This window comes from Streptomyces marokkonensis (assembly GCF_039539045.1).
GTDB lineage: Bacteria > Actinomycetota > Actinomycetes > Streptomycetales > Streptomycetaceae > Streptomyces > Streptomyces marokkonensis.
Window position 1 is genome coordinate 25,891 of the sequence record NZ_BAABCQ010000040.1, and the last position, 25,466, is coordinate 51,356.

The window sequence follows — 25,466 nt, forward strand, 5'->3', positions numbered from 1 at the left end:
CGCCCAGGTCACGGGGCACTGACGTGCTCAGCCCTTCACACAGACGACCTGCTTGAGCTTCGCCACAACCTCCACGAGGTCGCGCTGCTGGTCGATGACCCGGTCGATCGGCTTGTAGGCACCCGGGATCTCGTCCACGACACCCGAGTCCTTGCGGCACTCCACGCCCCGCGTCTGCTCCTCCAGGTCCTTCGTGGAGAAGCGTCGCTTGGCCGCGTTCCGGCTCATTCGCCGCCCGGCGCCGTGGGAGGCGGAGTTGAAGGACTTGGCGTTCCCGAGGCCCTTCACGACGTACGACCCCGTGCCCATGGAACCGGGGATGATCCCGTACTCACCGGAACCGGCCCGGATCGCGCCCTTGCGGGTGACGAGCAGGTCCATCCCCTCGTACCGCTCCTCGGCCACGTAGTTGTGGTGCGCGCTGATCTCCGGCTCGAAGGCCGGCTTCGCCTTCTTGAACTCCTTGCGGACCACGTCCTTGAAGAGCGCCATCATGAGAGTGCGGTTGTACTTCGCGTACTCCTGGGCCCAGAACAGGTCGTTGCGGTACGCCGCCATCTGCGGGGTGTCCGCGACGAACACGGCGAGGTCGCGGTCGATCAGACCCTGGTTGTGCGGGAGCTTCTGGGCGACGCCGATGTGATGCTCGGCCAGTTCCTTACCGATGTTGCGGGAACCGGAGTGGAGCATGAGCCAGACTGAATCGGACATGTCAACACATAGCTCAACAAAATGATTCCCGGCGCCGAGCGAACCCATCTGCTTGGTCGCCCGCTCCCGCCGGAACTTGACCGCCTCCGCGACCCCGTCGAACCGCCCCCAGAAGTCGTCCCACCCCGCGGTCGCCAGTCCGTGGAAGCGCCCCGGCTCGACGGGACTGTCGTGCATCCCGCGCCCCACCGGAATCGCCTGCTCGATCTTCGAGCGCAGCCGCGACAGGTCGCCCGGCAGGTCGTTCGCCGTCAGGGAGGTCTTCACCGCCGACATCCCGCAGCCGATGTCCACACCCACCGCCGCCGGGCACACGGCGCCCTGCATCGCGATGACCGACCCGACCGTCGCACCCTTGCCGTAGTGCACGTCCGGCATGACCGCCAGGCCCTTGATCCACGGCAGGGTCGCGACGTTGCGCAACTGCTGGAGTGCCACGTCCTCGACCGTCGCCGGGTCGGTCCACATCCGGATCGGCACCTTCGCGCCCGGCATTTCCACGTACGACATATCGTCCTCATTCCCCCGGAAACAAACAGAAGCCTCGAAGCGCAAAACCGGCGCCAAGGTCAGCCAAAGGGACGGCGGACCGGCGTTCACGGCAGCGCGTGCGATACACATTGTCTGCAGGGAGCGCCCCCGTACGGCAAGCGAATAACCAGCGGGGACACTGGAGTACCGACCACACGCCACACCGGCGAGAGGAGCCGCACCGTGCAGCGGAAGGCCTATGTACCCGGCGTCGCCGCCCTCCTGGCGGCGGTGCTGGCCGGCTGCACCGGCGGCTCGGGCGACGGCGCCACGGCGGACGACTCCAACCCGGGACAGTCCGGCGTCGCGACCGAGGCGGCCGAGCCCGGCAAGTACCGCACCCTTCCGGAGCCGTGCGGCGCGGTCGACGACAAGTCGCTCGGCGCGCTCCTGCCCGGCCTCGAGGAGATCGCGGACGAGGAGCAGCGCGACAAGGCGTACGCGGGCGAGCCGACACTCGCGTACGACACCGACCGGAAGGTCGGCTGCCGCTGGAAGGTGGAGTCGGCGGACGCGACCAACCACCTCTTCGTCGACTTCGAGCGGGTGGTGTCGTACGACACCGCCGTGAGCGACGACAGCGAGGCCGAGGAGCTTTTCGCGGAGCAGGTGGAGGCGGCAGACCTGCCCGAGCCGGTCGCCTCGGACTCCGCCTCGGACTCCGCGTCGGACTCCGCGTCGGACTCCGCGTCGGACTCCGGGCCCCCGTCCGGCGCCCCCTCGTCCGAGGAGACGTCCGGGGGCCCGGAGTCCGACACTCCGGGCGGCACGCCCTCCTCGTCGGCCTCGGGCCCCGCGTCCTCCTCCGCCGACCCCTCGTCGAGCCCGTCCGCCAGTGCCACGCCCGCCGACCTCCAGCCCCGGCTCCTCGACGACCTGGGCGACGAGGCGTTCGTGGACGACGCGCTGAGCAGCTCCGGTTCGACGGCGAAGCGGCGCACGGTGACTGTGGCGTTCCGCACGTCGAACGTCATGGTGACCATCGAGTACGCGGAGCAGTCGGCGATGCTCGGAGTCGTGCCGGACAGCGAGGAGATGCAGGACATGGCGCGGAACCTGGCTTCCCGGCTGGCGGACTCACTGAGCGGTTGAGCCTTGCCGGCCCCGTGTGCGAAGCGCCCGGAGCGGGCCGCACGGTTTTCCCAACGCGTACCGTGACCCCCGGACCCGTTCCGACCGCAGGAACCACAAGTGCCATGAGTGAAGGAACCATGCAGCGACGAGCCCAGCGTGACCAGCGAAACCAGCAGGCGAAGCGACTCACCCGCGTCCTTGTCGGCGTGGCCGCAGTCCCCGTGATGCTGGTGGCGGCCGGCTGCTCCTCGGACTCCGGCTCCGACGACGGCAAGGACGAGGCCGCGGAGAAGTCCGCCGCCTCCAAGTCCGCGAGCCCCTCCCCGACGGTGCGTGCGGCGGCGTACGGGAAGCTTCCGGAGCCGTGTTCGGTGCTGTCGAAGAAGACGCTGGACGACCTGGTGCCGAAGGCCGACTCGGGCAAGGAGGGCGCCTCCAACGACACGGCGATGCGCGCCGGTTGCTCCTGGGACAGCCTGGACGACAACGGCGTGAAGGGCTCCCAGTTCCGCTGGCTGAGCGTGTCGATGCTGCGTTTCGAGTCGGACGTGACGCGTGGCGAGGGCGACAAGCTGGCGCGGGAGTACTACCAGAAGCAGGTCAAGGACGTCGGCGGGGTGGACGGCGCGAAAAACCTCAAGTCCGAGCCGGTCTCCGGGACGGGCGACGAGGCGACGGCGGTGCGCTACGACCTGAAGAAGAAGGAAGGCACCTTCAAGCAGCAGACGGTGGTGACGCGCGTCGAGAACGTCGTCGTCACTGTCGACTTCAACGGCGCGGGTCTGGCCGGCGACAAGTCGCCGGACGCCGACGACCTGGTCAAGGACGCGCAGAAGGCGGCCAAGGAGGCGGTGGCCTCGGTGAAGAAAACCAACGGCGGCGGCACCGGCGGCGGTTCGTCGAGCGGCTCGTCGGCGTCGTCCGGCTCGGGGTCCGGCTCGGGGTCCGGCTCGAAGCTTGATTCGGAGTCCGGTTCGGACTCCAAGTCGTCCTCCAAGTCGTCGTCGAAGTCGGACTGACGAGCCGTACCGACCCACCGGCCACCCGGCCCCCCACACACATGTGCCACTCTGTTGCGCGCAACAACAGGCACTGGGAGGGGAGTACGGGTGGCCGCGCCACTGGAGCTGACACGAACGCATCGCGTTCTCATCGGCATGGTCGTCTTCGGCGCCGTCATCATCGCCGGGATCGGTTTCGCGGGTTCCTACGCGGCGGTGCGGGAACTGGCGCTGCAGAAGGGCTTCGGGAACTTCAGCTACGTCTTCCCGATCGGCATCGACGCGGGCATCTGCGTGCTGCTGTCCCTGGACCTGCTGCTGACGTGGATCCGCATCCCCTTCCCGCTGCTGCGGCAGACGGCCTGGTTGCTGACGGCGGCGACGATCGCGTTCAACGGCGCGGCGGCGTGGCCCGACCCGCTGGGCGTGGGCATGCACGGGGTGATCCCGATCCTGTTCGTGGTGTCCGTCGAGGCCGCCCGGCACGCGATCGGCCGGATCGCCGACATCACCGCCGACAAGCACATGGAGGGCGTCCGCCTCACCCGGTGGCTGCTCTCGCCGGGGCCGACCTTCCTGCTGTGGCGCCGGATGAAGCTGTGGGAGCTGCGCTCCTACGAGCAGGTCATCAAGCTGGAGCAGGAGCGCCTGGTGTACCAGGCCCGGCTGCGTTCCCGCTTCGGCCGCGGCTGGCGCCGCAAGGCCCCCGTCGAGTCCCTGATGCCGCTGCGCCTGGCCCGCTACGGCGTCCCCCTGGCGCAGACCGCCCCGGCCGGCCTGGCGGCGGCGGGCATCGAGCCGGCCCTGCTGCCGCCGGCGCCCCGTCCGGAGGCGTCCGACCCGCAGGACACCGGAACGCAGGGGGCGGGGCCACAAGGCACTGCTCCGCATGCGGCGCCCGCGGCGAGGCAGCGACCGGAACTGGTCAAGGCGCCCGACGCGGGCCGGCGACCGCCGGAGGCGGACGACGCGGCGCACAAGACAACGGGCGTGGAGGCCGGGCCCGAGCAGAGCCCCTGGTTCAACACTCCCCGCCAGATCGACTACCAGGGCGGCTACGACCCCGCCTACGACCCGGCCGAGCAGTACGCCGACTGGTACGAGGAGCAGCGGCGGGCCGACCAGTACCGGGACCAGTACGAGGAAGAGCCCCCGCTCCAGGAACCGTCGCCGGAGGAGACCGGCGCTTTCCCGATACCGGTCGTCCCGGGCCGCACCCGCGAGCTGGGGGAGGGCGGCGGCCACCCGGAAGCACGTCCGGAAGCCCGTCCCGAACCCCATCCGGAAGCCCGTCCCACACCCCATCCGGAACCCCGTCCGGAGCCCCCGTCCCGGGACCCGGACGAGGACGCCTACTACCAGGTCTTCAAGCAGTCGATCAACGGCAGCTACCCGACACCCCGCCAGTTCGGCGACAACGTGGAGGCGACGTTCGGCACACCGCTCGCCGACCCCGAGGCCAAGCGGCTGGTGAGCCGTTTCACCAACCGGCACAGCGCGGAGCTGGAGGAGGAGCACATCGCCTGACCAGCGGTGAGCGAGTACGACGAAGGGGCGGCCGGTGTTCACCACCGGGCGCCCCCTTCGCCGTACGGGCCGGTCCTACTCCCCGAGCAGGGTCCGCACCCGCTCCTGCCCGACCGCGAGCAGCAGCGTGGGCAGCCGCGGGCCGGTGTCGCGGCCGACGAGCAGGTGGTAGAGCAGCGCGAAGAACGACCGCTGGGCGGTCTTGATCTCCGGCGGCAGCTCCTTGGCCGTGGCGTCGGCGGGGAAGCCGGCCTGGACCTTGGGCACGCCGTAGACGTGGTGGGTGAGACCGTCGAGCGACCAGTGGTCGGCGAGCCCGTCGAGCAGCAGCCGCAGGGACTGCCGGCCCTGCTCGTCGAGGGACTTCAGCAGCTCGGCGTCCGGCTCGTCGCGCACGATGGTGCGCTGGTCGGCGGGGACGTGGGTGTTGATCCACGCCTCGGCCTTGTCGTAGCGCGGCCGGGCCTCGTCCAGGGTCCGCAGCGGGTTCGCCGGGTCGAGCTCGCTGAGGATGCGCAGGGTCTGGTCCTCGTGTCCGGCGGTGATGTCGGCCACCGACGCGAGCGTGCGGTACGGCAGCGGCCTGGGCGTCCTCGGCAGCTCACCGGCGGCCGTGCCGACGGCGCGCGCGTGGGCGGCGACGTCGGCGGGCAGCGCGCTGCCGTCGGCGACCTTGGCGTCGAGGCGGTCCCACTCGTCGTAGAGCCGCTGGATCTCCTGGTCGAAGGCGATCTTGAAGGCCTGGTTGGGCCGGCGGCGGGCGTACAGCCAGCGCAGCAGCTGCGGCTCCATGATCTCCAGCGCGTCGGCCGGGGTGGGCACCCCGCCCTTGGACGAGGACATCTTGGCCATGCCGCTGATGCCGACGAAGGCGTACATCGGGCCGATCGGCTGCTCGCCGTCGAAGATCCCGACGATCTGCCCGCCGACCTGGAACGACGACCCGGGAGAGGAGTGGTCCACGCCGCTGGGCTCGAAGACGACCCCCTCGTACGCCCAGCGCATCGGCCAGTCGACCTTCCAGACCAGCTTGCCGCGGTTGAACTCGCTGAGCCGGACCGTCTCGGAGAAGCCGCACGCCGTGCAGGCGTAGGTGAGCTCGGTCGAGTCGTCGTCGTACGCGGTGACCGTGGTCAGGTCCTTCTCGCAGTTGCCGCAGTAGGGCTTGTACGGGAAGTACCCGGCGGAGCCGGAGCTGCCGTCGTCCTCGGCGGCGGCGCCGGAGCCCTCGGCGGCCTCCACCTCGGCCTCGTCCACGGGCTTCTGCGACTTCTTCGCCGGAGCCTTCTTCGTGCGGTACTGGGCGAGGATCGCGTCGATGTCCCGCCGGTGCCTCATGGCGTGCAGGATCTGCTCGCGGTAGACACCGGAGGTGTACTGCTCGGTCTGACTGATCCCGTCGAACTCCACGCCCATCTCGGCGAGCGAGGCGACCATCGCGGCCCTGAAGTGCTCCGCCCAGTTCGGGTACGGGGAGCCGTCCGGGGCCGGGACGGAGGTCAGCGGCTTGCCGATGTGCTCGGCCCACGTCCCGTCCACCCCGGCGATACCGGCCGGCACCTTGCGGTACCGGTCGTAGTCGTCCCAGGAGATCAGGTGCCGGACCTGGTGGCCGCGGCGGCGCACCTCGTCGGCGACCAGGTGCGGGGTCATGACCTCGCGCAGGTTGCCCAGGTGGATGGGGCCGGACGGGGAGAGCCCGGACGCGACGACCACAGGTTTGCCCGGGGCACGGCGCTCCGACTCGGCGATGACCTCGTCCGCGAAACGGGAGACCCAGTCGGTGGTCTCTGTGCTCTGAGCCACGATCGGCACGTCCTTCTTTCTGACTCGGGCAGCCGGTACGGTCGCACGGCTGACCGCTCCATTCTCCCAGCCCGGCCCGCATCCGCGAAAACCGCTTTTCACCGCGTGGGATACTCGGTTCCCGTAGCTACTCAAAGCCTCACTCCCGGAACCCCGAGCAGAACGGCGAACCACTCCATGGCCTCGGTCACGTCCCTCAGCGACTCCGTCCAGCAGCACCTCGCGTCCGCCCTGACGGCCACCCGGCCCGAAGCGGCCGGCGCGGACCCGCTGCTGCGACGAAGCGACCGGGCGGACTACCAGGCCAACGGCATCCTCGCCCTGGCCAAGAAGGCGAAGGCGAACCCGCGCGAGCTGGCCGCCGAGGTCGTCTCGCACATCGTCACCGGCGATCTGGTCAAGGACGTCGAGGTCTCCGGGCCCGGCTTCCTCAACATCACGATCGGCGACCGGGCCATCACCGAGAACCTCGCCGCCCGGCACGCGGACGGCGAGCGCCTCGGCGTGCCGCTGAAGGAGAACCCGGGCGTCACGGTCATCGACTACGCCCAGCCGAACGTGGCGAAGGAGATGCACGTCGGCCACCTGCGTTCGGCGGTGATCGGCGACGCCCTGCGCTCCATGATCGACTTCACCGGCGAGAAGACCATCGGCCGCCACCACATCGGCGACTGGGGCACCCAGTTCGGCATGCTCATCCAGTACCTGTTCGAGCACCCCGGCGAGCTGGCCCCCGCGGCCGACGTCGACGGCGAGCAGGCCATGAGCAACCTGAACCGGGTGTACAAGGCGTCGCGCGCGGTCTTCGACTCGGACGAGGAGTTCAAGGACCGGGCCCGCAGGCGGGTCGTCGCCCTCCAGTCCGGTGACAAGGAGACGCTCGAACTGTGGCAGCGGTTCGTGGACGAGTCGAAGGTCTACTTCTACTCCGTCTTCGAGAAGCTCGACATGGAGATCCGCGACGAGGAGATCGTCGGCGAGTCCGCGTACAACGAGGGCATGCCCGAGACCGCCCGCCTCCTGGAGGAGATGGGCGTCGCGGTCCGCTCCGAGGGCGCGCTCGTGGTGTTCTTCGACGAAATCCGCGGCAAGGACGACCAGCCGGTCCCGCTGATCGTGCAGAAGGCCGACGGCGGCTTCGGCTACGCGGCGTCCGACCTGACCGCGATCCGGGGCCGCGTCCTCGACCTGCACGCGAGCACCCTGCTGTACGTCGTCGACGTACGCCAGTCGCTCCACTTCAGGATGGTCTTCGAGACGGCCCGCCGGGCCGGCTGGCTCGGCGACGACGTCACCGCGCACAACATGGCCTACGGCACGGTGCTCGGCGCGGACGGCAAGCCCTTCAAGACGCGCGCGGGCGAGACCGTGCGGCTGGAGGACCTGCTGGACGAGGCGGTACAGCGTGCCGCGCAGGTCGTACGGGAGAAGGCGCGGGACCTCACCGAGGACGAGATCCAGGAGCGGGCCGGGCAGGTCGGCATCGGCGCCGTGAAGTACGCGGACCTGTCGACGTCGCCGAGCCGCGACTACAAGTTCGACCTGGACCAGATGGTCTCGCTCAACGGCGACACCAGCGTGTACCTCCAGTACGCCTACGCCCGTATCCAGTCCATCCTCCGCAAGGCCGGCGAGGTCCGCCCCGCCGCTCACCCGGAGCTGGAGCTGCACGAGGCGGAGCGCGCGCTGGGCCTGCACCTGGACGCGTTCGGGGACACGGTCTTCGAGGCGGCCGCGGAGTACGCCCCGCACAAGCTGACCGCGTACCTGTACCAGTTGGCGTCCCTCTACACGTCCTTCTACGACAAGTGCCCGGTGATCAAGCCGGCGCCCCCGCGGGAGGTCGCGGAGAACCGCCTGTTCCTGTGCGACCTCACGGCCCGCACGCTGCACCAGGGCATGGCCCTGCTGGGCATCAGGACGCCCGAGCGGCTCTGACGCCTGCCGGCCGGCCACGGCACACGCCACGCGGCCCGTCCTCTCCCCCGAGGTGAGGACGGGCCGCGGCTGTTCGAGCGGTCCCTCACCACGCACCGCACCACCACCGGCGCCCGGGTGGAGCTGCGCTACCAAGGTCTATTCGCAGTGCATCGGGCGCCCTCCCAGTGGTGAAGCGAATCTCGTGACTGCGGCGCGGAGCGACGCAGTGGCGTTCCGGCGGAGCCGGGCAGGGCTGTCACCGGCGGGGTGAGGTGGGGAACGAGTGTTCCCGGTTACGGCTGGCGTGGCCTGTTCGTACGGTCTTCGTATGCAGCTTCGGTACGCCTTCAGGTTGTACCCGGACACCGGCCAGCAGACCGCGCTGGCGAAGGCGTTCGGATGCGCACGTGTCGTGTTCAACGACGCGGTCCGTGCCCGCGAGGACGCCCGCAAGGCCGAGCTGCCGTTCCCGAAGGTGAGACGGCCCCGCACGCTGCCCACCGCTCCCACCTCCGTCACCCTCATCAAGGACGCGGCCGGGCGGTACTTCGCCTCCTTCGTCATCGACACCGACCCCGCAGCCGACCAGGCACGGATGCCTGAAACCGACCGCACCGTCGGCATCGATCTCGGCCTGACCCACTTCGCGGTCCTGTCCGACGGCACGTAGATCGGCTCCCCGCGCTTTCCGCGGCGCGCGGAGAAGAAGCTGAAGAAGGCCCAGCGGGAGCTGTCCCGCAAACAGAAAGGGAGCAAGAACCGCACCAAGGCCCGCCTGAAGGTCGCCCGCGCCCACGCCAAGGTCGCCGACGCACGCCGCGCGTTCCACCACCAGCTCTCCACGAAGCTGATCTCCGAGAACCAAGGGATCGCAGTGGAGGACCTGTCGGTGGCAGGACTGGCGGATGTGGGGACACTCGTCGGCGACCGACTGACGATGACGGCGGGCGGCCCGACCCGCCGGGCCGAGATCGCGGACGAGGTCGACGCGGAGTCGTACGTCTACACCGTCATGACCGCCGCCCGTCCCGGAGCCGTCCTCCGGGCCTGCTTCCGGCCCGCCCGCAGCGGCCGACGGCGAACGGGAGTGCGTCGAGGCGCGCGCGTGGGCAGGTCCGTGGTCACCACCGCCCCGCCTCGGTTCCCGGGCCTGGGACCAGGAGAGGGGGGAAGACCTGCGCCTCCCGGAGCCCTTCCCGAAGCCCTCCCAGCGCCCCTACCGCAGCCCCTCCCCCAGCCTCCGCAGCCCCTCCGCGATCTCGTCCGGCGTCTGCGTGACGAAGCACAGCCGCAGGGTGGCGCGGTCGGGCTCACCGGCATGGAAGGGAGCGCCGGGGACGTACGCCACGTCGTGCCGGACCACCCCGGGGAGCAGGGCGGTGGTGTCGTACCCCTCCGGCAGGCGCGCCCACAGGAACATGCCGCCCTCGGGTCGCGTCCACACCGACCCCGCCGGCAGCGCGTCCGGCAGGCCCGCGAGCATGGCGTCCCGGCGTGCGCCGTAGACCGCGGCGACGCGCGCGACGTGGGCGTCCAGATCCCGGTCGGCGAGGTAGCGGGCGGCGGCGAGCTGGTTGACGGTCGGGGTGTGCAGGTCGGCGGCCTGCTTGGCGACCGCGCACGCCCGGCGCAGTCCGGCGGGCGCCCGCAGCCAGCCCAGACGTAGGCCGGGTGCCATGACCTTGGAGAAGGAACCCAGCAGCACGGTCCGGTCCCGGGCGTCGTCGCAGGAGGCGATCCACGGCACCCGCTCGCCCTCGAAGCGCAGCTCGCCGTACGGGTCGTCCTCGACGATCCACAGCCCGCACCGGCCCGCGACCTCGGCCACGGCGGCCCGGCGGGCGGCGGGCAGGGTGCGGCCGGTCGGGTTCTGGAAGGTGGGGACGGTGTAGAGCAGCTTGGGGCGCTCGCGCAGCACCAGCTCCTCCAGCGCCTCGGGGTCGATGCCGTCCTCGTCGCCGGGCACGGCGACCACGCGGGCGCCCGCGAAGCCGAAGGCCTGGAGTGCGGCCAGGTAGCAGGGGCTCTCGACGAGGACGGTGTCGCCGGGTTCGAGCAGGGCGGTGGCGAGGAGCGACAGTGCCTGCTGCGAGCCGGTGGTGACGAGGAGGTCGTCCGGGACGGTCTCCAGTCCGCGCGCCGAGGTGCGGGCGGCGAGCGCGGCCCGCAGGGTGGGCTCGCCCTCGGTGGTGGAGTACTGGAGCGCCCGCGCGGGCATCTCGACGAGGACGTCCCGGTACGCGGCGGCGATCCCCTCCGCGTCGAACAGCTCGGGGGCCGGCAGCCCGCCCGCGAAGTTGATCACTTCGGGGCGGGCGGTGACGGCGAGGATGTCCCGCACGGGCGAACCGCCGATCGACCGGGCCCGCGCGGCCAGCGGTGGAGGGGAGACGGCGGGGGCGGGCGCTTGCTCAGTCACGGTCATGCCCGCACCTTAGGGAAGTACGTGCCGCCTACAAGGGCCTTTCCGTAATCCGGACACCCGCGCGGCCGTCAGGCCTTGACGCCCAGTCCCCCGTACACGTTGATGTCGGCGTCCGTGACGTCGTTGATGTCCTTGTAGCGGACCCTCTCGATGTCGTCGAGGCCCGCCAGGTAGGACGTCTCGGGCTGCTCGGGCACCGGGGCCGCGTGGTCCGGGCGCCAGTGGTGCACCGGGACGACACCCGGTTCGGCGACCTCGAGTCCGGTTTCCGTGAAGAAGCGCTCCACGTCGTCGCGGGAGCGCAGCACGAAGGTGAAACCCCGCTCGGTGTAGGTCCGCTGGACCGCGCGGATGTTTTCCGGGTTGAGGTCCTCGGTGAGGTGGCTGAGGACGAGCCTGCTGCCCGCGGGCAGCTCGTCCATCAGCCCGCGGACGATCGGGTACGCCTCCTCGTCCTCGACGAAGTGCAGGATGGCGACGAGGCAGAGCCCGACGGGCCGGCTGAAGTCGAGTGTCCGCGCGGCCTGTTCGAGGATCCGTGCCGGGTCCTGCAGGTCGGCGTCGATGTAGTCCGTACGTCCCTCGGGACCGCTGGTGAGCAGGGCGCGGGCGTGGGTGAGGACGACCGGGTCGTTGTCGACGTAGACCACCCGTGACTCGGGCGCGGTGCGCTGGGCGATCTGGTGCACGTTCTCGGCGGTCGGCAGGCCGGTGCCGATGTCGAGGAACTGCCGGACGCCGTGCTCCTCGGCCAGCGTGGTGACGGCGCGGCGCAGGAAGTCCCGGTTGTGCCGTACGTCGAGGTAGCCGCGCGGGTTGGCGGCGAGCCCGGCGGCGGCCGCGTCGCGGTCCGCGGGGTAGTGGTCCTTGCCGCCGAGGAAGACGTCGTAGACGCGGGCCGGATGCGCCTTGCTGCTGTCGATCCTCCTTCTCAGCTCCGCGGGGTCCTGGCTGAGGGCGTCACCGGGCATGGGCGTCTCCTGACGAAGCGAACCGGGGATGGTGCTCGACTCGTCGACAACCTATCTTCCAGCTGTACTTGGCGGCGCCCGGCCTCCCGTCCGGCCCCCCGCCCCCGCCCCGGCTCACTCGCCCGGGAAGTACTCCCAGACGCCTTCGGCGCCCAGCATCTGCCCGTAGTAGGAGCTGCCCTTGGAGGCGCTGGTGCGGAACGGCTTGCCGTGGTCGTCGACCCGCATGATGCCCTTCCGGCCGCCACTGGACCATTCCAGTTCCAGGTACCAGGTGACGTCGTGGTCGCTGGTGTGCGCGTTGACGTAGAAGAGCTCGGGATCGGACTCGGTGACCGTGTACGGGAAGGGTTCCTGTCCGGCGATCGGCATCGCCAGGGGGTTGCCCAGGTCGAGGGAGACGTCGAAGGACTTGGTGCTCGCGCCGCCGCCGCAGCCGACGCCCATGGCGTACTCGTTCCAGTCCAGCGGCTCTTTGCTGTCCACCACACGGACGTGCAGGTTCTCCAGAACCACGGTCTCCGTACCGGTTCCCTGCACGGTGAACACGGTCATCTGCCGGTCGGCGGCGACCGCGCCGAAGGCGGTGACCCAGCCGACCACGTCCGGCTGGGTGGGCGGATTCAACACGTTTTGCGGACTGCGGTCCACCAGGAAGGACTGCTCGCAGGGGACGTCCCAGAAGTACGGGGTGGTCGACACGGTGAGCGCGGGGCCACTCTTCCCCGGGGCTCGGCCGCTAGGCGTGGCCGTGCTCCGGCGCGTCGCGGACGGGGAGGGGGCGGATGACGCGGACATGGACGGGGAGGCGGACGACGTGGACGGAGAGGCACTCGCGCCGGGAGACGCCGACCGGGTGCCGCTCCCGGTCACCGACACGGAGGTTCCGGCGGCGGCTCCGGCCGGATCGCGCTTCTCCCCTCCGTCGCCCGTGCCGGGCAGGAGGCTGACGGCGAGAGCGACGGCGGCGACGCCGGTCGCGGCGTAGAGGGCGGCGCGCGGTACCCGGCGACGTCGTTCGACGGGGGCGGAGGGTGCGGACGGCATGTCGGGCTCGGACGGTACGTCAGGCCCCGGCGGAACGCCCGGTACGGAGGCTCCGTCAGGTGTGGGCGGTGCGTCTTCCTCCGCGACGGCGACTCCGGGCACCTCGGGCACCTCGGGCACCTCGGGCACCTCGGGCACGACGGCTTCCGCCGTCTCCCCCTTTTCCGTCCCGCCCTTTTCCGTCTCCGCCATCTCCTGAGCCTCCCGCGTCTCCTCCGGCCTCTTCACCCCGCGCAGAGCGTCGGCACGGATCCAGTGGCGATGGAGTTCGAGCAGCTCCTCGGGGGTCGCCCGGCACGCCCGGGCGAGGCGTTCGACGGGCGCGAACTCGACGGGCACGACCTCCCCGCTGACGTACCGGTGGAGTGTGGACGCACTCATGTGCAGTCGCTTGCCCAGTGTCCCGTAGCTGAGTCCGGACCGCTCCTTCAGCTTCCGCAGCAGTCCCGCGAAGTCGTCCCCCGCCACCGGATCTCCCTCTTCCCGTATCCCCGTACAGCATCCCAGCGGGACACCGTTCCCGCAGGTCAGAGCCGCTACCAGCGTCCCAGTATCCCGCATGTCCCGGCACCCCTGGCGACTGGGACGGCTCTGGACCCAAGCTGTGGTCATCCAAGCAGCCGCCCCCGGCGAACCGCCGAGCGGCTTACCTCAACTCCACCCGAAGGGGCTCACCTCATGTCCGTACGCACCACCCGCACCCGCCTGTTCGCCGCCACCACGGTCGCGCTGGCCACGCTCGCTCTGACGGCCTGCGAGAGCGACGAAGGAACGGACACGGGCGCCGCGGCCTCCTCCGCACCGGCCTCCTCCGCCCCGGCGGGCGACCAGGCCAAGCCGGCCACCGGCGGGAGCGACTCGGACGGCGACAAGGGAACCGACGGCGCGAACGGCTCCACCGGCTCCAACGGCTCGGACAAGTCGGGTGGCGGCTCGTCGGACTCCGGCTCGTCGGGCTCCGGCTCGAACGCCGGCTCGGACACCGGCGACAAGGACGACGCGGAGATGCCGGGGAAGTGCTCCGCGTCCGACGTGAAGATCACCGCCACGAAGGTGTCCCGCCCGATCAACCACCTGCTGCTGACCGCCACCGGCACCGGCTCGAAGACGTGCATGCTGCCGCCGTACCCGGTGGCGCGCTTCGGCGAGGCCCAGTCCGTGCCGCCGGTCATCGAGGAGTCCCAGCCGCATGCGGTGGCCGGAGTCGGTCCCGGTGAGACCGCCTACGCCGGGGTGCGGCTGACGATGGCCGACGGCAGCGGCGGTGAGCCCATCAGCGTGGGCACCCTCACGATCCCCTTCGACGACGACTCCATCGCCAAGGTCGCCCTGCCCTCCGGCGTGAACGTCGACAGCAAGCTCGCGGTGACCTACTGGCAGACCGGCATCGACCACGCCCTCCAGTACTGAAGGCATCCGCGCACGCGCTGCACGAAGGGCCGGCCGAGGATGCTCAGCGCAGCGTGCGAGCGACCTCGGTGGCCCAGTAGGTCAGGATGTTGCGCGCGCCGGCCCGCTTGATGCCGGTGAGCGCCTCCAGGATGGCCCGGTCGCGGTCGATCCAGCCCTTCTCGGCGGCGGCCTCGATCATCGAGTACTCGCCGGAGATCTGGTAGGCGGCGACGGGCACGTCCACGGCCTCGGCGACCTTGGCCAGGATGTCGAGGTAGGGGCCGGCCGGCTTGACCATGACCATGTCGGCGCCCTCCGCCAGGTCCAGGGCCAGCTCCCGCATGGACTCGCGCGTGTTGGCGGCGTCCTGCTGGTAGGTCTTCCGGTCCCCCTTGAGCGAGGACCCGACGGCCTCGCGGAAGGGCCCGTAGAAGGCGGACGCGTACTTGGCGGTGTAGGCGAGGACGGCGACGTCCTCCCGCCCGATCTGGTCCAGCGCGTCACGGACGACGCCGATCTGCCCGTCCATCATCCCGCTGGGCCCGACCACGTGGGCGCCCGCGTCGGCCTGGACCTGCGCCATCTCGGCGTACCGCTCCAGGGTGGCGTCGTTGTCGACGCGCCCCTCGTCGTCCAGCACACCGCAGTGCCCGTGGTCCGTGAACTCGTCGAGGCACAGGTCGGACATGACGAGCAGGTCGTCCCCGACCTCGGCCCGCACGTCGCGCAGGGCGACCTGGAGAATCCCGTCGGGGTCGGTACCGACCGTCCCGAGCGCGTCCTTCTTCTCCTCCTCCGGCACGCCGAACAGCATGATCCCGGAGATCCCGGCCTCGACCGCCTCCGCGGCGGCCTTCTTCAGCGTGTCCCGGGTGTGCTGCACGACCCCGGGCATCGCCGCGATCGGCACCGGCTCGCGCACGCCCTCGCGCACGAAGGCGGGGAGGATGAAGTCCGCGGGGTGGAGCCGGGTCTCGGCGACCATCCGACGCATCACGGGGGTGGTCCGCAGCCGCCGGGGCCGGGTGCCGGGGAAGGATCCGTACGTCGTCATACCACCTACGCTACGCCCGCCCCACCGGTGCCTTTGCCGACGCGGAGTCGGCCCGCCCCCGGCCGTTGCGCGGGGCCAGGGTACTCGTTGAGCGCGGTGAACAGAGCCGAGGTGACCGTGTACCACTTCTTCATCGTCGAGCTGCCACTGTGGGGAACGGTGCTGCTCATCCTCGGGGGCGTCCCGCTGGTGGCCGTCCTGGCCCAGGCGCTGATGCGCAGGCTCGTGCCGCCTCCCCGGGCCAAGGAGCACAATGACGTCGCGGGTTTCCTGGTGGCGGTCGTCGGCGTGGTCTACGCCGTCACGATCGGGTTCTCCGTCGACGACCAGTGGGACAACTACACCGAGGTCAGACGGTGCGCCGCCGAGGAGGCCTTCCTCGTCGCCGCGGTCGCCCGGGGCAGCGCCGTCATGGATCCCGGCGACCGGCGTGACGTGACCGAAGCCGTGGTGGCGTACAACCGCGCCGTCGTCGCGTGGTGGCCGAAGGACATCGGTGAGACGGGGCAGAGCCCGGACGAGCGGCGGACGCTGCGGCGCCTGTTCACCGCGATCGGCGAACTGCGCCCGGACACCGAACCGCGGCAGGCGTACGTGGAGGTGGCGACGGACCGGCTGACGGAGGTGTCGGCACTCAACGCCGACCGGCACCGCCAGGCCGGCACCGCCCATCTGCGCACCCCCATGTGGATCGCGGTCTACCTGACCAGCGCGGTGACCCTGATGTTCAGCCTGCTGTTCGGGCTGGAGTCGCCCTGGTTGCACTACACGATGATCACCGGTGTGGCTCTGGTCGTCGGCGTCAACCTCTTCCTGCTCGTACTCCTCGAGTTCCCTCTGAACGGGGTCCTCTCCGTCTCCCCCGGCGTCTTCACCTCAACGACGGGGGACCTGCTGCGGGACCTGTCCGCCTCGCCAGTGCCTGGTTGAGGCAGAGCGCGGCACTGACCAGCCCCAGGTGGGTGAACGCCTGGGGGAAGTTGCCGAGGTTGCGTCCGGTGCCGTCCATCTCCTCTGCGTACAGGCCCAGGTGGTTGGCGTAGCTGTGCATCTTCTCGAAGAACAGCTGGGCGCGGTCGACCTCGCCGGCCTCGGTCAGGCACTGGATGAACCAGTACGAGCACATGGAGAAGGTGCCCTCGGTGCCGCTCAGCCCGTCCGAGGCGCCGTCCCCGCTGCGGTACCGGTAGACGAGGGAGTCCTCCACCAGCGAGTTCTCGATGGCGCGCAGGGTGCTCAGCCACCGGGGGTCGACCGGCGAGATGAACCCCATGAGCGGCATGAGCAGACTCGCCGCGTCGAGGGTGGAGTCCCCCCGGTGCTGGACGAACGCCCCCTGTCCCTCGTCCCAGAACTCCTTGTGGATCTCGGCGTGGATCTCGTCGCGGACCGCGGCCCAGTGCTCGCGGGGCGCCGGCAGTGAGCGCCGTCCGGCGATGCGCAGCCCGCGGTCCAGGGCGACCCAGCACATCAGCCGGGCGTACAGGAACTCCTGGCGTCCGCCGCGGGTCTCCCAGATGCCCTCGTCGGCCAGCCGCCAGTTCTCCGTCACCCAGTTCACCGAGTCGCTGACATGGGACCAGAGGCCGTAGGAGACGGCTTCCACATGCTCGTCGTACAGATCGACGACGTGCAGGAACTCGCCGTAGATGTCGAGCTGTAGCTGGTCGTAGGCGCCGTTGCCGACGCGTACCGGGCTCGATCCCTCGTAGCCGCGCAGGTCCGGCAGGATCTCCTCGGTCAGTTCGTGGCGGCCGTCGATGCCGTACATGATCTGCAGCCGCCCCGGTTCGGTGCTCTCCCGGTAGCGCTCCTCCACCCACCGTACGAAGGCCCTGGCCTCGTCGTGGAAGCCGAGCTGGACGAACGCGGCGGCGGTGAAGGAGGCGTCCCTGATCCAGGTGTAGCGGTAGTCCCAGTTGCGTTCGCCGCCGACCAGCTCGGGCAGTCCGAAGGTGGCCGCGGCGGCGATCGACCCGTGCCGGGCGGAGGTGAGCAGCTTCATCGCCAGGGCCGAACGGGACACCTCCTCCTGCCAGCGGCCCCGGTAGGACGAACTGCTCAGCCACTCGTGCCAGAAGGCGTGGGTGTGCCGGAACGCCCGTTCGGCCCACCGGTGGCCGGACGCAGGACTGTGCTCGCCCGGTGGGACCGCCTCCAGCACGAAGTCCATCGTCTCGTCCGGCCCCAGCTCGAACTCGGCGATCACGTCGGCGCCCTCCACCCGCAGGTCGACCGGGCTCTGCAGCCGCAGCGCCACCGCGTCCGCCCTCTCCGCCCCGCCCTCCGGTACGAAGAAAACCTCGCCGGGGTGCTGCTCGATGCGGTGCGGCAGTCGGGCGTAGTCGAACCGGGGCGCACAGCGCAGCCGGAACCGGAAGGTGCCCCGCACCCCCTTCACCCGGCGGACGACCGCGTGCGTGTGGCGGACCGAGCCGACCGGCATGAAGTCGACGACCTCCCCGACCCCGTCCTCGGACAGGAACCGGGTGAGCAGGATGTTGGTGTCGGGCAGGTAGAGCTGCTTGAGGCGGGCGCCCTCGACGGCCGGGCCGATCCGGAAACTGCCGCCGCGCTCGTCGTCGAGCAGCGCGCCGAACACCGTGGGCGAGTCGATGTCGGGCAGGCACAGGAAGTCCAGGGAGCCGTCGAGAGCCACCAGCGCCACGGTGCGCAGGTCGCCGATCACGCCGTAGTCCTCGATCGGTCGGTAACTCATGACAGTGCTGCTCCCTTGGTCGCAGGGGTCGTCACGGGCGGCACGCTCACCGTCCGATGAGGACGCGCAGGTGCTCGCGCGCCTTCTTGGCGTACGTCAGCGGGTGCGCGTTCGCCGGGTCCTGTTCGGCCTCGACGACGAGCCACCCCCGGTACCCGGCGTCCGCGAGGGCGCGCAGTACGGGCCCGAAGTCGGTCATCCCGTCACCGGGCACGGTGAAGATCCCGGCGAGTACCGCGTCGTGGAAGCTGGGGTCCTCGCGGCGGAAGTACTCCAGGACGTCGGGGCGTACGTCCTTGAGGTGCACGTGGGCGATGCGCCGGGCGTGGTCGCGGGCCAGGGCGAGCGGGTCGTCGCCGGCCAGGGTGAGGTGGCCGGTGTCCAGCAGCAGGTGCACCAGGTCCGGGTCGGTGCCCGCGAGCAGGCGGTCCACGTCGGCCCGGGACTGCACGCCGGTGCCCATGTGGTGGTGGTAGCACAGGAACATGCCGCGGTCGGCCGCCATCCGCCCGAGTTCGTCGAGGCCGGTCAGCAGCGCGTCCCAGGCGGTGTCGTCGAACACCGGCCTGTTGGCGGCCAGGGCGACCGCCTGCTGGTGCACGGCGTGGCCGAGTTCCGCCACGACGACCTGGTCGCCGCCGACCTCCTGGATGAAGTCCAGCTGCTCGCGGAAGCCCGCGAGGGTGCGCTCCCGCATGTCCCGGACGGTGAAGTAGGTACTCGCCCAGGGCTCGGACACCCGAAGCCCGCGCAGGGTCAGCGCCTGCGACAGGGCCCGCGGGTCGGTGGGGAACTTGTGGCCGACGCTGCAGCCCTCGAAGCCGGCCAGCGCGATCTCGCTGACGCACTGCTCGAAGGAGATGTCCGCCCCGATGGTGGGGAAGTCGTCGTTGGTCCAGCAGGTGGGCGTGATGCCGAGGGAGACGGCGCCGGACTCGAACATCACGCGCCCCGGCCCGCGGCGGCCGAGGCCGCCACCGCGCCGCCGGCGGTACGACCCGTGGTGATGTGCCGGGCCGCCCTCAGCGCCAGCGCGACGCTGGTCAGCGTCGGGTTGCTCGCGGTGCCGCGCGGGATGACGTTGTTGCCGCCCAGGTAGAGGTTGTCGACGCCCCACACCCGGGAGTCGGTGTCCACGACGCTGGTCTCGGGGTCGTCGCCCATCCGGGTCGTGCCGGTGACGTGCAGCCCGAGGCCGGGCTCGACGAACTGCGGTTCGGAGCCGGGGAGGAAGCCGCCGAGCGTGCTCGCCGCGCGCAGCATGTCCCGCATCATCGCGTGCTGGTTCGCCCGGTCCCGCTCGCTGAGGCCGAAGAAGAAGGTGGGCTGCGGCATGCCGTGCGTGTCCTGATGCCGGTCGGAGAACTCGATCCGGTTCTCGAACCGGGGCTCGGCGATCCCGAACCAGCGCAGGTCCACGATGAGCCGGCCGTCGACGTTCGGCGCGATGTCGCCGTAGTGGAAGGCGTCGCGGTGGATCTGGCAGTGCCACGGCCGCCCCTCGGACACCGGAATCCACACCTGCGGCTCCGGGTCGCTCATGGGGATGGGCACCGGGTCCTGCGGCGCCGTCTCGCGGTGCTCGCGCACGGCGTCGCCGAAACGCGGGTCGGTGGCGACCGAGTCGACCAGGTCCTGGCTCAGCACGATCTGGCAGAAGGAGATCGGCTGTTCGCTCAGATAGCGGCCGAGCGCCTTCGGGCGGATCCCCGACGCGTACAGCAGCTGCGGGGTGAGGTAGGCGTTGCCCGCCACCACGAAGGTCTCCGCCTCCACCCGCAGCGTCCGCCACCGCCGCAGGTCGCGGATCTCGGCGTACTCCACGCGGCTGCCGTCGGCACTGCGCACCAGCCGGGTGCACAGTTGCTCGGGGTGCAGCTCGAACCGGTCGTGGCCGCCGTCGGCCAGCGGGCCGAGCACGGTGTCCGCCCCGCTCCAGTGGACGAACTCGGGGTTGTCCTCGCGGCGTTCCACGGCGAGCGGCAGGTTCTGCACCTGGTACGGCTCCTGGAGTTCCCCGTACTCCTCGGCCAGCGCCCCGCGGACCAGCCGCTGCCGCACCGAGTCGGTGTAGGCGTCGGTACGGGTGTGCAGGAGCTGTTCGCCGTCCCGGTAGAGGGCGTCCCACTCCGCGCCGGACAGCAGGTCGGAGCGCTCGATGTCGGGATGGTGCCGGGGTGTGGCACAGGTCCAGTGGGTCGCCATGCCGCCCACGCCGTAGGTCGCGGCGGCGGCGCCGAGGTTCAGGGCGGGGTCCTGGTCGGGGTTCTGGTTGTTCAGTACGAAGCCGTCGTACTTCTTGAGGTCGATCCGGTAGGACGCCGGGTCCAGGGTCACCTCGGCCCGGTCGCTCGACGGGATCGACAGCAGGCTCAGGTGGCCGCGGATCACGGGCGAGAACAGGTTGAGGTTGCGCTGGTAGAGGTAGGCGTTCTTGAGGTGCTCCCCGGGGCGGTCCGACAGCTGGGCCCCCGCGTCGACCATGTAGACGTGCCGGCCGGCCGCCACGAGTTCGCGCGCGAAGGCGCTCCCGACGGGTCCGGAGCCGACGACGAGCGCGTCCACCCGGACGGTGTTCTGTGCCACTGCGTTCTCCTGCTGGTGAGGGCTGCCCGGAGCGAGGCAGCGGGTGTCTCCGGTGCGGCGGGGACGGGTCGGGTCGGGGGCGAAGGCGGACCGGGGACGGACCGGAGGCGGCCCGGGAGCCTCGGTCAGCCGTCGCCGCCGGGCGGTGCCATGACCGGCCCGGGCGCCCCGAAGGCGTTGGTGAACAGGCACACCTTGGGGTCCGGGATCTCGTAGTAGCCCACCGTGTCGTAGGCGGTGGTGGCGAAGTCCAGCCGTCCGTCGCCGTTGAAGTCGGCCACGGCGATACGCGCGGTGGAGTCCGTGCTCACCTGCTTCTCGACGAGCACGTTGCCCGACGCGTCGAGCTTGAAGTAGAAGACGCCCTGGGCCGGGGCGGGCCCGCGCAGGCCGACCAGGAACTCGTCGTCCCCGTCGCCGTCGAAGTCGGCCACGACCACGTGGTGGCCGACGGCGTCGTGCGTCCCGTCCGGCGGGTCGAGGACCCGGAGCTGCCGGCGTTCCCAGGGCGTGTCGAAGGGCGCGACGGTGCCGGGCGGCCGGACGTAGACGCTGAGGGTGTTGCCGTGGAACGGCTCGACGGCCAGGATCACCGCGCAGGGACGCCCGCCGATCCGCGCGACGCCGAGGTTGCCGCTCCCGCTGAAACGGTGCTCGGGATTCTCCACGGACGTCTGCGGCGGCACCCCGTCGCCGATCTTCCGGACCTGCCACGCCCCGCCCGGCCCGGTGCCCAGCCAGCTGATCCCCTCCCCCGTGGCCAGCAGGAACGACTCCCGTTCCGGGCGGGGCGTGCCCGGGAACCGGGCGGCGACCACGCCGTGCACGATCGTGAAGTCGGCGGTGTCGAGCGGCCGCCCCGACCACCCGCCGTCGTGCGCCACCGGATCGTCCGGCAGGTCGTAGAGCATGAGGCGGGCGGCGGACCCGACCCCTTCCGCCCCGCCCTCGGGCCCGACGACCGGAAGGGCGACCAACTGGACACGGCTGTCCGTCGTGAACCGCCCCAGCCGCACCCGGTGACAGGCCACGAGATCCGCGACGTGCCGACGGCTCCACGGCCGGTCCCAGCCGTCCGGCCCGGGATTCCGCAGCCAGGAGATCACGCCGTCCCTCGGCCCGCAGTCGAACATGCAGTTGCCGTAGTCGTGGCAGAGGACCAGGTCCGGCAGTCCGTCACCGGTGAGGTCCGCAGCGTCCAGGGCGACGGGTTTCCGGTCCCCCAGGGACAGGATGGTCCGCTTGGTCCAGGACGGGTTCTGGTACCAGACGACCTCCCCGCGGGTGAGGCCGGAGGCGACGAGGTCGGGGCGCCCGTCGCCGTCCACGTCGACGGCCCGCAGGAAGTACCCGTCCTGGGGATCGTCGTCGATCACCGACCGACGGAACACGGGCTCGGCATTGGTCATGGGTCTACTTCCCGGTAGCGAACTCCCGTACGCCGGTCGATGCTCGACGAGGGATGCCCTCCCACATACCGACACGGGCAGGAGGGGGCCGCAAGCGGCGGCGGCCAATCCGGGTGACAACGGCCGGTGGGAGTGACCACGAGGTACCCGCACACCGACGCCGAACCGATCCAGCAGCCCATCGCCTGTCACTGGGCCGAGAAGGGGACGGGAGGCTGCTTCGGGGCACGGCCGGGCTAGCCTGGCCGGTATGGAGGCTCTCAACGGGGTGGACGTCGTCGCGTTCCCGGACGCGGCGGCCTTCGAGGACTGGCTGACCGAGCACCACACCCGCCGCGAGGGCGTGTGGGTCAAGGTGGCGAAGAAGGCGTCGGGGATCGCGTCGGTCACGGACGACGAACTGGTCGACGTGGGGCTGTGCTGGGGCTGGATCTCCGGGCAGCGCCGGGGCCTGGACGACCGGTACTACCTGCAGAAGTACGGGCCGCGGCGACCGAGGAGCCTGTGGTCGCGGGTGAATGCCGAGAAGGTCGCGGCGCTGGCGGCGGCGGGCCGGATGCGGGAGTCCGGCCTCGCCGAGGTGCGACGGGCCCAGGAGGACGGCCGCTGGGACCGCGCGTACGCGTCGCAGGCGACAGCCGTCGTCCCGGACGACCTCGCCGCGGCGCTCGACGCGGCCCCGGCGGCGCGTGCGGCGTTCGACGCGCTCGACCGGACCGCCCGCTACCTCGTGATGCTCCCGCTGTTCCAGGCCGCGACGCCACAGACCCGGCGGACGCGGCTGGAGCGGGCGGTACGGGACCTGGCGCGGGGGCGGCAGGCGGACGGAACGGAACAGTCTCAGCCCTTCGGCACCTCCGGCGGCCACGGCACGTCGGCGAGCAACGGGAGCAACGCCTCCTCCTCGTAGTCCAGGTGCGCGTTCAACCGGGCGGACATGTCGTCCAACTCGGCGTGGAAGCGCCGCGGGTCGGCGATGACGACGCCGGCCAGCAGCGCCGCCAGGTCGCCCTGGACACGGGCGATCGTGCGGTGCTCGTCGTCGAGGCGGGCGAAGACGTCGGTCAGGTGGGGATGGTGACGGACGATCCCGGGAAACAGGTGCCCGTCCTCACTCGCGTGATGGAACTCCAGCGCCTGGCAGAACGCGAGGCAGCGCTGCCGTATCTGCAACCCGAGCCCCGGGGCCGCCGGCGCACCGGGCCCTTGATGCGCGGCCCGAGCGGCGAAGTGCGCGTCGGCCTCCGCCCGCACCTGACGCAACTGGCCCCGCAACCAGGTGTGCACCTCCAGGAGCTTGTCGGCGAGGGTCCGGACCTCCCCCGGCCCCTCCCACCCCTCGGGCTCGGCCCGCTCCAGCACCACGACCGGCAGCACCCTGCCGGCCCCGGCCTGGTAGTCGCCGTACCCGGGCACCGCCCGCACCACATGCGCGAACAACTCCTCACGCCGGTCCCCCTCAGCGGGCACCGCGAGAGCCTCGAAGGACCGGGTGCCGACCTCCACCCGGACCACGGGACGGGCGAGCAGGTTGTGGTACCAGCCGGGATGCCGAGGACCACCGAGATTCGACCCGACGATCAGAAGGGAGCCCCCGTGGCGGACATACCCGAGCGGGGTGGTCCGCGAGAGCCCCGACCGGGCCCCGGTGGTCGTCAGCAGAAGCAGGTCACCACCCTCGAAAGGGCCGCCGACCTTCCCCTCGTTGGCGCGGAACTCGTCGATGACGGACTGATGGAAAGACGTGGGCATACGTTTCTGTCTCCATGACGGCAGGCCGCGGCGCGCGTGCGGCACGGTGCCGGAAAGAATGAGGCGAGCGAAGGACGACGTGCGGATCTGGACGCGCTACGTCGTGTCAGGGCGCGGAGCGGAAACTCATCACGTACCCCTTGCATGAAGGGCGCTCGCCCGATCGCCGGCCGGCCCACTGCTCTTTGACCGGCGCCACGCGGCACCACCCTCATTACACGCACCCGCCCACCGGGCTGTCAACGCGCCTTTCCCGGCGCCCAGCCCACCGTGCTCGCGCGACCACCGCGACCACCGGTCAGGCGGCTTGAGCGACCGCGCCGGTGCTCTCAGGTGCGGTACGGCAGTCGCGGCAGCGACCGGGGTCCGATGCCCGGAAGGCCCGCTCACAGCCGTCGCAGGTCTGGAAGGGATCGGGCCGACACGCGACGGAAACCGGCCCCGGTGACGGTGCCGGAACCGCCGGAAGAGGCGGCGGCAGCAGCTCGCCGAGCCGATACGCGAGCACACCGGCCGCGCGCCGCATGTCCACGGGAAGGTCGAAGGTCAGGACACGGTGGACGACATCGACTGTGGCCCCTCGTTCGAACCAGCGGATGACACTCGGCGCCAGAGTGTTCACGTCTCGCGCGGAAAGGACGAGCCGGTCGTCGGTACGGCGCAGGCCGGCCAGGAGAGCGACGGCCTTGCCGTGGTCCTGGTGCACAGGCGGGGACTCGCCCCGTTCCGGTGACACGGACGCGAGGTTCTCCTCGAGTACGGCCGGAGCGTCGGACGCTGCCGCCTCCTCGGGCGCTGTGGATGTCTCCGGGCAGGCTGATCCCACCGGCGGTACGTCCCCGCTCCCGGGTTCACCGGACGGAAGCGACGGCAAGCGCACGGCTCGGGCTTGGTCGCCCTCCTGAGCGACGGCTCCGGAGGCCCCCTCGGTACCGGCCGACGACGACCGCCGGACCACGGCACCACGCTCACGGGCCGCCCCGGTACGCCCGCGCACGAGGTACGGGACCGCCCGCTCCGGCGTGTGATGGGCGTAGGTCCGCGTGACCAGGCGCCCCGTCTCCGAGCGCTCACGCACCCGCTTCAGGTAGCCGGTCTCCTCCAACTCCCGCAGCCCGGAGGCGATCCGCTCACGCCCCTCGGGGAAGCGGTCGGCGAGGGTGCGGATGTCGACGAGGGCGCTCTCCGGCAGCGAGAAGATGTGCGTGGCCAGCCCGATCGCGGTCAGCGACAACTGGTGGTGCTGGGCGAGGTGGTTGCCGATGACGACGTACTGGCCCGAGTAGGACGTACGTACGTGAATGACGCCAGAGGGGTTGGCGGACTGGCGAACACCCTGACTCGGGCGCACGGCGGCATTAGGCTTCTGTTCAGCCATGGGGAAGGTGCTTCTTCCTTGTTGGTGAGGCCCTCGCGTTGGGATTGCAGTCCCGGCGGGGGCCGACGTATGTCTGCGGTGGTCATGGAGGCGAGAAGTCGCCTCGCCCCGAGACTGCACGCCGCAACAGCCCTCACGCCACCCATTCGGCCGCTTTTCACCC

At 71.1% G+C, this 25,466-nt stretch carries 19 protein-coding genes and 1 pseudogene; 8 read left to right on the forward strand and 12 right to left on the reverse strand.

What is annotated here, in order from left to right; translation table 11 throughout:
- Positions 1-27: 27 nt before the first annotated feature.
- Positions 28-1,221, reverse strand: a complete 1,194-nt coding sequence (locus ABEA26_RS12930; protein WP_345592092.1) for an RtcB family protein — start codon at positions 1,219-1,221, stop codon at positions 28-30.
- 204 nt (positions 1,222-1,425) lie between these two features.
- On the opposite strand from ABEA26_RS12930, the gene ABEA26_RS12935 reads away from it, so the two are divergent.
- From ABEA26_RS12935 to ABEA26_RS12945, 3 genes are all read left to right on the forward strand, one after another.
- Positions 1,426-2,334, forward strand: a complete 909-nt coding sequence (locus ABEA26_RS12935; protein ID WP_345592094.1) for a DUF3558 domain-containing protein — start codon at positions 1,426-1,428, stop codon at positions 2,332-2,334.
- 104 nt (positions 2,335-2,438) lie between these two features.
- Positions 2,439-3,335 carry a DUF3558 family protein gene (locus ABEA26_RS12940; protein WP_345592096.1) on the forward strand — a complete coding sequence of 299 codons (897 nt, stop codon included), beginning with the start codon at positions 2,439-2,441 and terminating at the stop codon, positions 3,333-3,335.
- A gap of 90 nt (positions 3,336-3,425) precedes the next feature.
- The gene (locus ABEA26_RS12945; RefSeq protein WP_345592098.1) at positions 3,426-4,844 is read left to right on the forward strand and encodes a DUF2637 domain-containing protein; all 1,419 of its coding nucleotides are present in this window, start codon (positions 3,426-3,428) and stop codon (positions 4,842-4,844) included.
- A 75-nt stretch (positions 4,845-4,919) separates the two neighbouring features.
- On the opposite strand, the gene lysS is transcribed toward ABEA26_RS12945, so the two are convergent.
- Entirely contained in the window at positions 4,920-6,659 is a 1,740-nt protein-coding gene (gene lysS, locus ABEA26_RS12950; protein ID WP_345592099.1) for a lysine--tRNA ligase, read from the reverse strand.
- Positions 6,660-6,827: 168 nt separating this feature from the next.
- On the opposite strand from lysS, the gene argS reads away from it, so the two are divergent.
- Positions 6,828-8,588: an arginine--tRNA ligase gene (gene argS / locus ABEA26_RS12955; RefSeq protein WP_345592101.1), complete on the forward strand. Its 1,761-nt coding sequence runs from the start codon at positions 6,828-6,830 to the stop codon at positions 8,586-8,588.
- 310 nt (positions 8,589-8,898) lie between these two features.
- Positions 8,899-9,474 (forward strand): annotated as a pseudogene (locus ABEA26_RS12960) (RNA-guided endonuclease InsQ/TnpB family protein); the annotation flags it as partial.
- A 312-nt stretch (positions 9,475-9,786) separates the two neighbouring features.
- On the opposite strand, the gene ABEA26_RS12965 reads toward ABEA26_RS12960, so the two are convergent.
- The 3 genes from ABEA26_RS12965 to ABEA26_RS12975 all read right to left on the reverse strand — a co-directional run bounded on the left by ABEA26_RS12965 (position 9,787) and on the right by ABEA26_RS12975 (position 13,481).
- Positions 9,787-10,995 carry an aminotransferase-like domain-containing protein gene (locus ABEA26_RS12965; RefSeq protein ID WP_345592103.1) on the reverse strand — a complete coding sequence of 403 codons (1,209 nt, stop codon included), beginning with the start codon at positions 10,993-10,995 and terminating at the stop codon, positions 9,787-9,789.
- Between the two features lie 68 nt (positions 10,996-11,063).
- Positions 11,064-11,966 carry an SAM-dependent methyltransferase gene (locus ABEA26_RS12970; RefSeq protein ID WP_345592105.1) on the reverse strand — a complete coding sequence of 301 codons (903 nt, stop codon included), beginning with the start codon at positions 11,964-11,966 and terminating at the stop codon, positions 11,064-11,066.
- A 114-nt stretch (positions 11,967-12,080) separates the two neighbouring features.
- Positions 12,081-13,481 (reverse strand): helix-turn-helix domain-containing protein, encoded by a 1,401-nt coding sequence (locus tag ABEA26_RS12975; RefSeq protein WP_345592106.1) that lies wholly within the window; start codon positions 13,479-13,481, stop codon positions 12,081-12,083.
- Between the two features lie 210 nt (positions 13,482-13,691).
- Between ABEA26_RS12975 and ABEA26_RS12980 the strand changes: the two genes are divergently transcribed.
- Complete coding sequence (locus tag ABEA26_RS12980) at positions 13,692-14,423, forward strand: DUF4232 domain-containing protein (protein WP_345592107.1); 732 nt, start codon at positions 13,692-13,694, stop codon at positions 14,421-14,423.
- 43 nt (positions 14,424-14,466) lie between these two features.
- Here the strand turns inward: ABEA26_RS12980 and hemB are convergent, their stop codons facing one another.
- Complete coding sequence (gene hemB / locus ABEA26_RS12985) at positions 14,467-15,459, reverse strand: porphobilinogen synthase (protein WP_345592108.1); 993 nt, start codon at positions 15,457-15,459, stop codon at positions 14,467-14,469.
- A 96-nt stretch (positions 15,460-15,555) separates the two neighbouring features.
- Here hemB and ABEA26_RS12990 point away from each other — a divergent pair, with 96 nt between their 5' ends.
- Positions 15,556-16,389 carry a bestrophin-like domain gene (locus ABEA26_RS12990; protein WP_345592110.1) on the forward strand — a complete coding sequence of 278 codons (834 nt, stop codon included), beginning with the start codon at positions 15,556-15,558 and terminating at the stop codon, positions 16,387-16,389.
- On the opposite strand, the gene ABEA26_RS12995 is transcribed toward ABEA26_RS12990, so the two are convergent.
- The 4 genes from ABEA26_RS12995 to ABEA26_RS13010 form a co-directional block, all read right to left on the reverse strand.
- Entirely contained in the window at positions 16,331-18,178 is a 1,848-nt protein-coding gene (locus tag ABEA26_RS12995) for a glycoside hydrolase family 15 protein (RefSeq protein WP_345592112.1), read from the reverse strand. The genes ABEA26_RS12990 and ABEA26_RS12995 overlap by 59 nt on opposite strands.
- A gap of 46 nt (positions 18,179-18,224) precedes the next feature.
- On the reverse strand, positions 18,225-19,121 hold the full coding sequence (iolE, locus tag ABEA26_RS13000; protein ID WP_345592114.1) for a myo-inosose-2 dehydratase: 897 nt from the start codon (positions 19,119-19,121) through the stop codon (positions 18,225-18,227).
- On the reverse strand, positions 19,121-20,764 hold the full coding sequence (locus ABEA26_RS13005) for a pyranose oxidase (RefSeq protein WP_345592116.1): 1,644 nt from the start codon (positions 20,762-20,764) through the stop codon (positions 19,121-19,123). Before ABEA26_RS13005 ends, iolE begins: the two co-directional genes overlap by 1 nt.
- 125 nt (positions 20,765-20,889) lie before the next feature.
- A complete protein-coding gene (locus ABEA26_RS13010) occupies positions 20,890-22,173 on the reverse strand; it encodes an FG-GAP repeat domain-containing protein (protein ID WP_345592117.1) in 1,284 nt (427 codons plus the stop codon).
- A gap of 250 nt (positions 22,174-22,423) precedes the next feature.
- Between ABEA26_RS13010 and ABEA26_RS13015 the strand changes: the two genes are divergently transcribed.
- Positions 22,424-23,083 (forward strand): YdeI/OmpD-associated family protein, encoded by a 660-nt coding sequence (locus tag ABEA26_RS13015; RefSeq protein WP_345592118.1) that lies wholly within the window; start codon positions 22,424-22,426, stop codon positions 23,081-23,083.
- Here the strand turns inward: ABEA26_RS13015 and ABEA26_RS13020 are convergent.
- The gene (locus ABEA26_RS13020) at positions 23,014-23,925 is read right to left on the reverse strand and encodes a nitroreductase/quinone reductase family protein (protein ID WP_345592120.1); all 912 of its coding nucleotides are present in this window, start codon (positions 23,923-23,925) and stop codon (positions 23,014-23,016) included. The genes ABEA26_RS13015 and ABEA26_RS13020 overlap by 70 nt on opposite strands.
- Positions 23,926-24,223: 298 nt before the next feature.
- The gene (locus ABEA26_RS13025) at positions 24,224-25,303 is read right to left on the reverse strand and encodes a helix-turn-helix domain-containing protein (protein ID WP_345592121.1); all 1,080 of its coding nucleotides are present in this window, start codon (positions 25,301-25,303) and stop codon (positions 24,224-24,226) included.
- Positions 25,304-25,466 lie beyond the last annotated feature (163 nt).

What these genes read in the sequence shown, in the direction of transcription:
- ABEA26_RS12930 (WP_345592092.1), bottom strand. Translation starts at nt 1,221, where the DNA reads ATGTCGTACGTGGAAATGCCGGGCGCGAAGGTGCCGATCCGGATGTGG.
- ABEA26_RS12940 (WP_345592096.1), top strand. Translation starts at nt 2,439, where the DNA reads ATGAGTGAAGGAACCATGCAGCGACGAGCCCAGCGTGACCAGCGAAAC.
- argS (WP_345592101.1), top strand. Translation starts at nt 6,828, where the DNA reads ATGGCCTCGGTCACGTCCCTCAGCGACTCCGTCCAGCAGCACCTCGCG.
- ABEA26_RS12965 (WP_345592103.1), bottom strand. Translation starts at nt 10,995, where the DNA reads ATGACCGTGACTGAGCAAGCGCCCGCCCCCGCCGTCTCCCCTCCACCG.
- ABEA26_RS12970 (WP_345592105.1), bottom strand. Translation starts at nt 11,966, where the DNA reads ATGCCCGGTGACGCCCTCAGCCAGGACCCCGCGGAGCTGAGAAGGAGG.
- ABEA26_RS12980 (WP_345592107.1), top strand. Translation starts at nt 13,692, where the DNA reads ATGTCCGTACGCACCACCCGCACCCGCCTGTTCGCCGCCACCACGGTC.
- hemB (WP_345592108.1), bottom strand. Translation starts at nt 15,459, where the DNA reads ATGACGACGTACGGATCCTTCCCCGGCACCCGGCCCCGGCGGCTGCGG.
- ABEA26_RS12995 (WP_345592112.1), bottom strand. Translation starts at nt 18,178, where the DNA reads ATGAGTTACCGACCGATCGAGGACTACGGCGTGATCGGCGACCTGCGC.
- iolE (WP_345592114.1), bottom strand. Translation starts at nt 19,121, where the DNA reads ATGTTCGAGTCCGGCGCCGTCTCCCTCGGCATCACGCCCACCTGCTGG.
- ABEA26_RS13010 (WP_345592117.1), bottom strand. Translation starts at nt 22,173, where the DNA reads ATGACCAATGCCGAGCCCGTGTTCCGTCGGTCGGTGATCGACGACGAT.
- ABEA26_RS13015 (WP_345592118.1), top strand. Translation starts at nt 22,424, where the DNA reads ATGGAGGCTCTCAACGGGGTGGACGTCGTCGCGTTCCCGGACGCGGCG.
- ABEA26_RS13020 (WP_345592120.1), bottom strand. Translation starts at nt 23,925, where the DNA reads ATGCCCACGTCTTTCCATCAGTCCGTCATCGACGAGTTCCGCGCCAAC.
- ABEA26_RS13025 (WP_345592121.1), bottom strand. Translation starts at nt 25,303, where the DNA reads ATGGCTGAACAGAAGCCTAATGCCGCCGTGCGCCCGAGTCAGGGTGTT.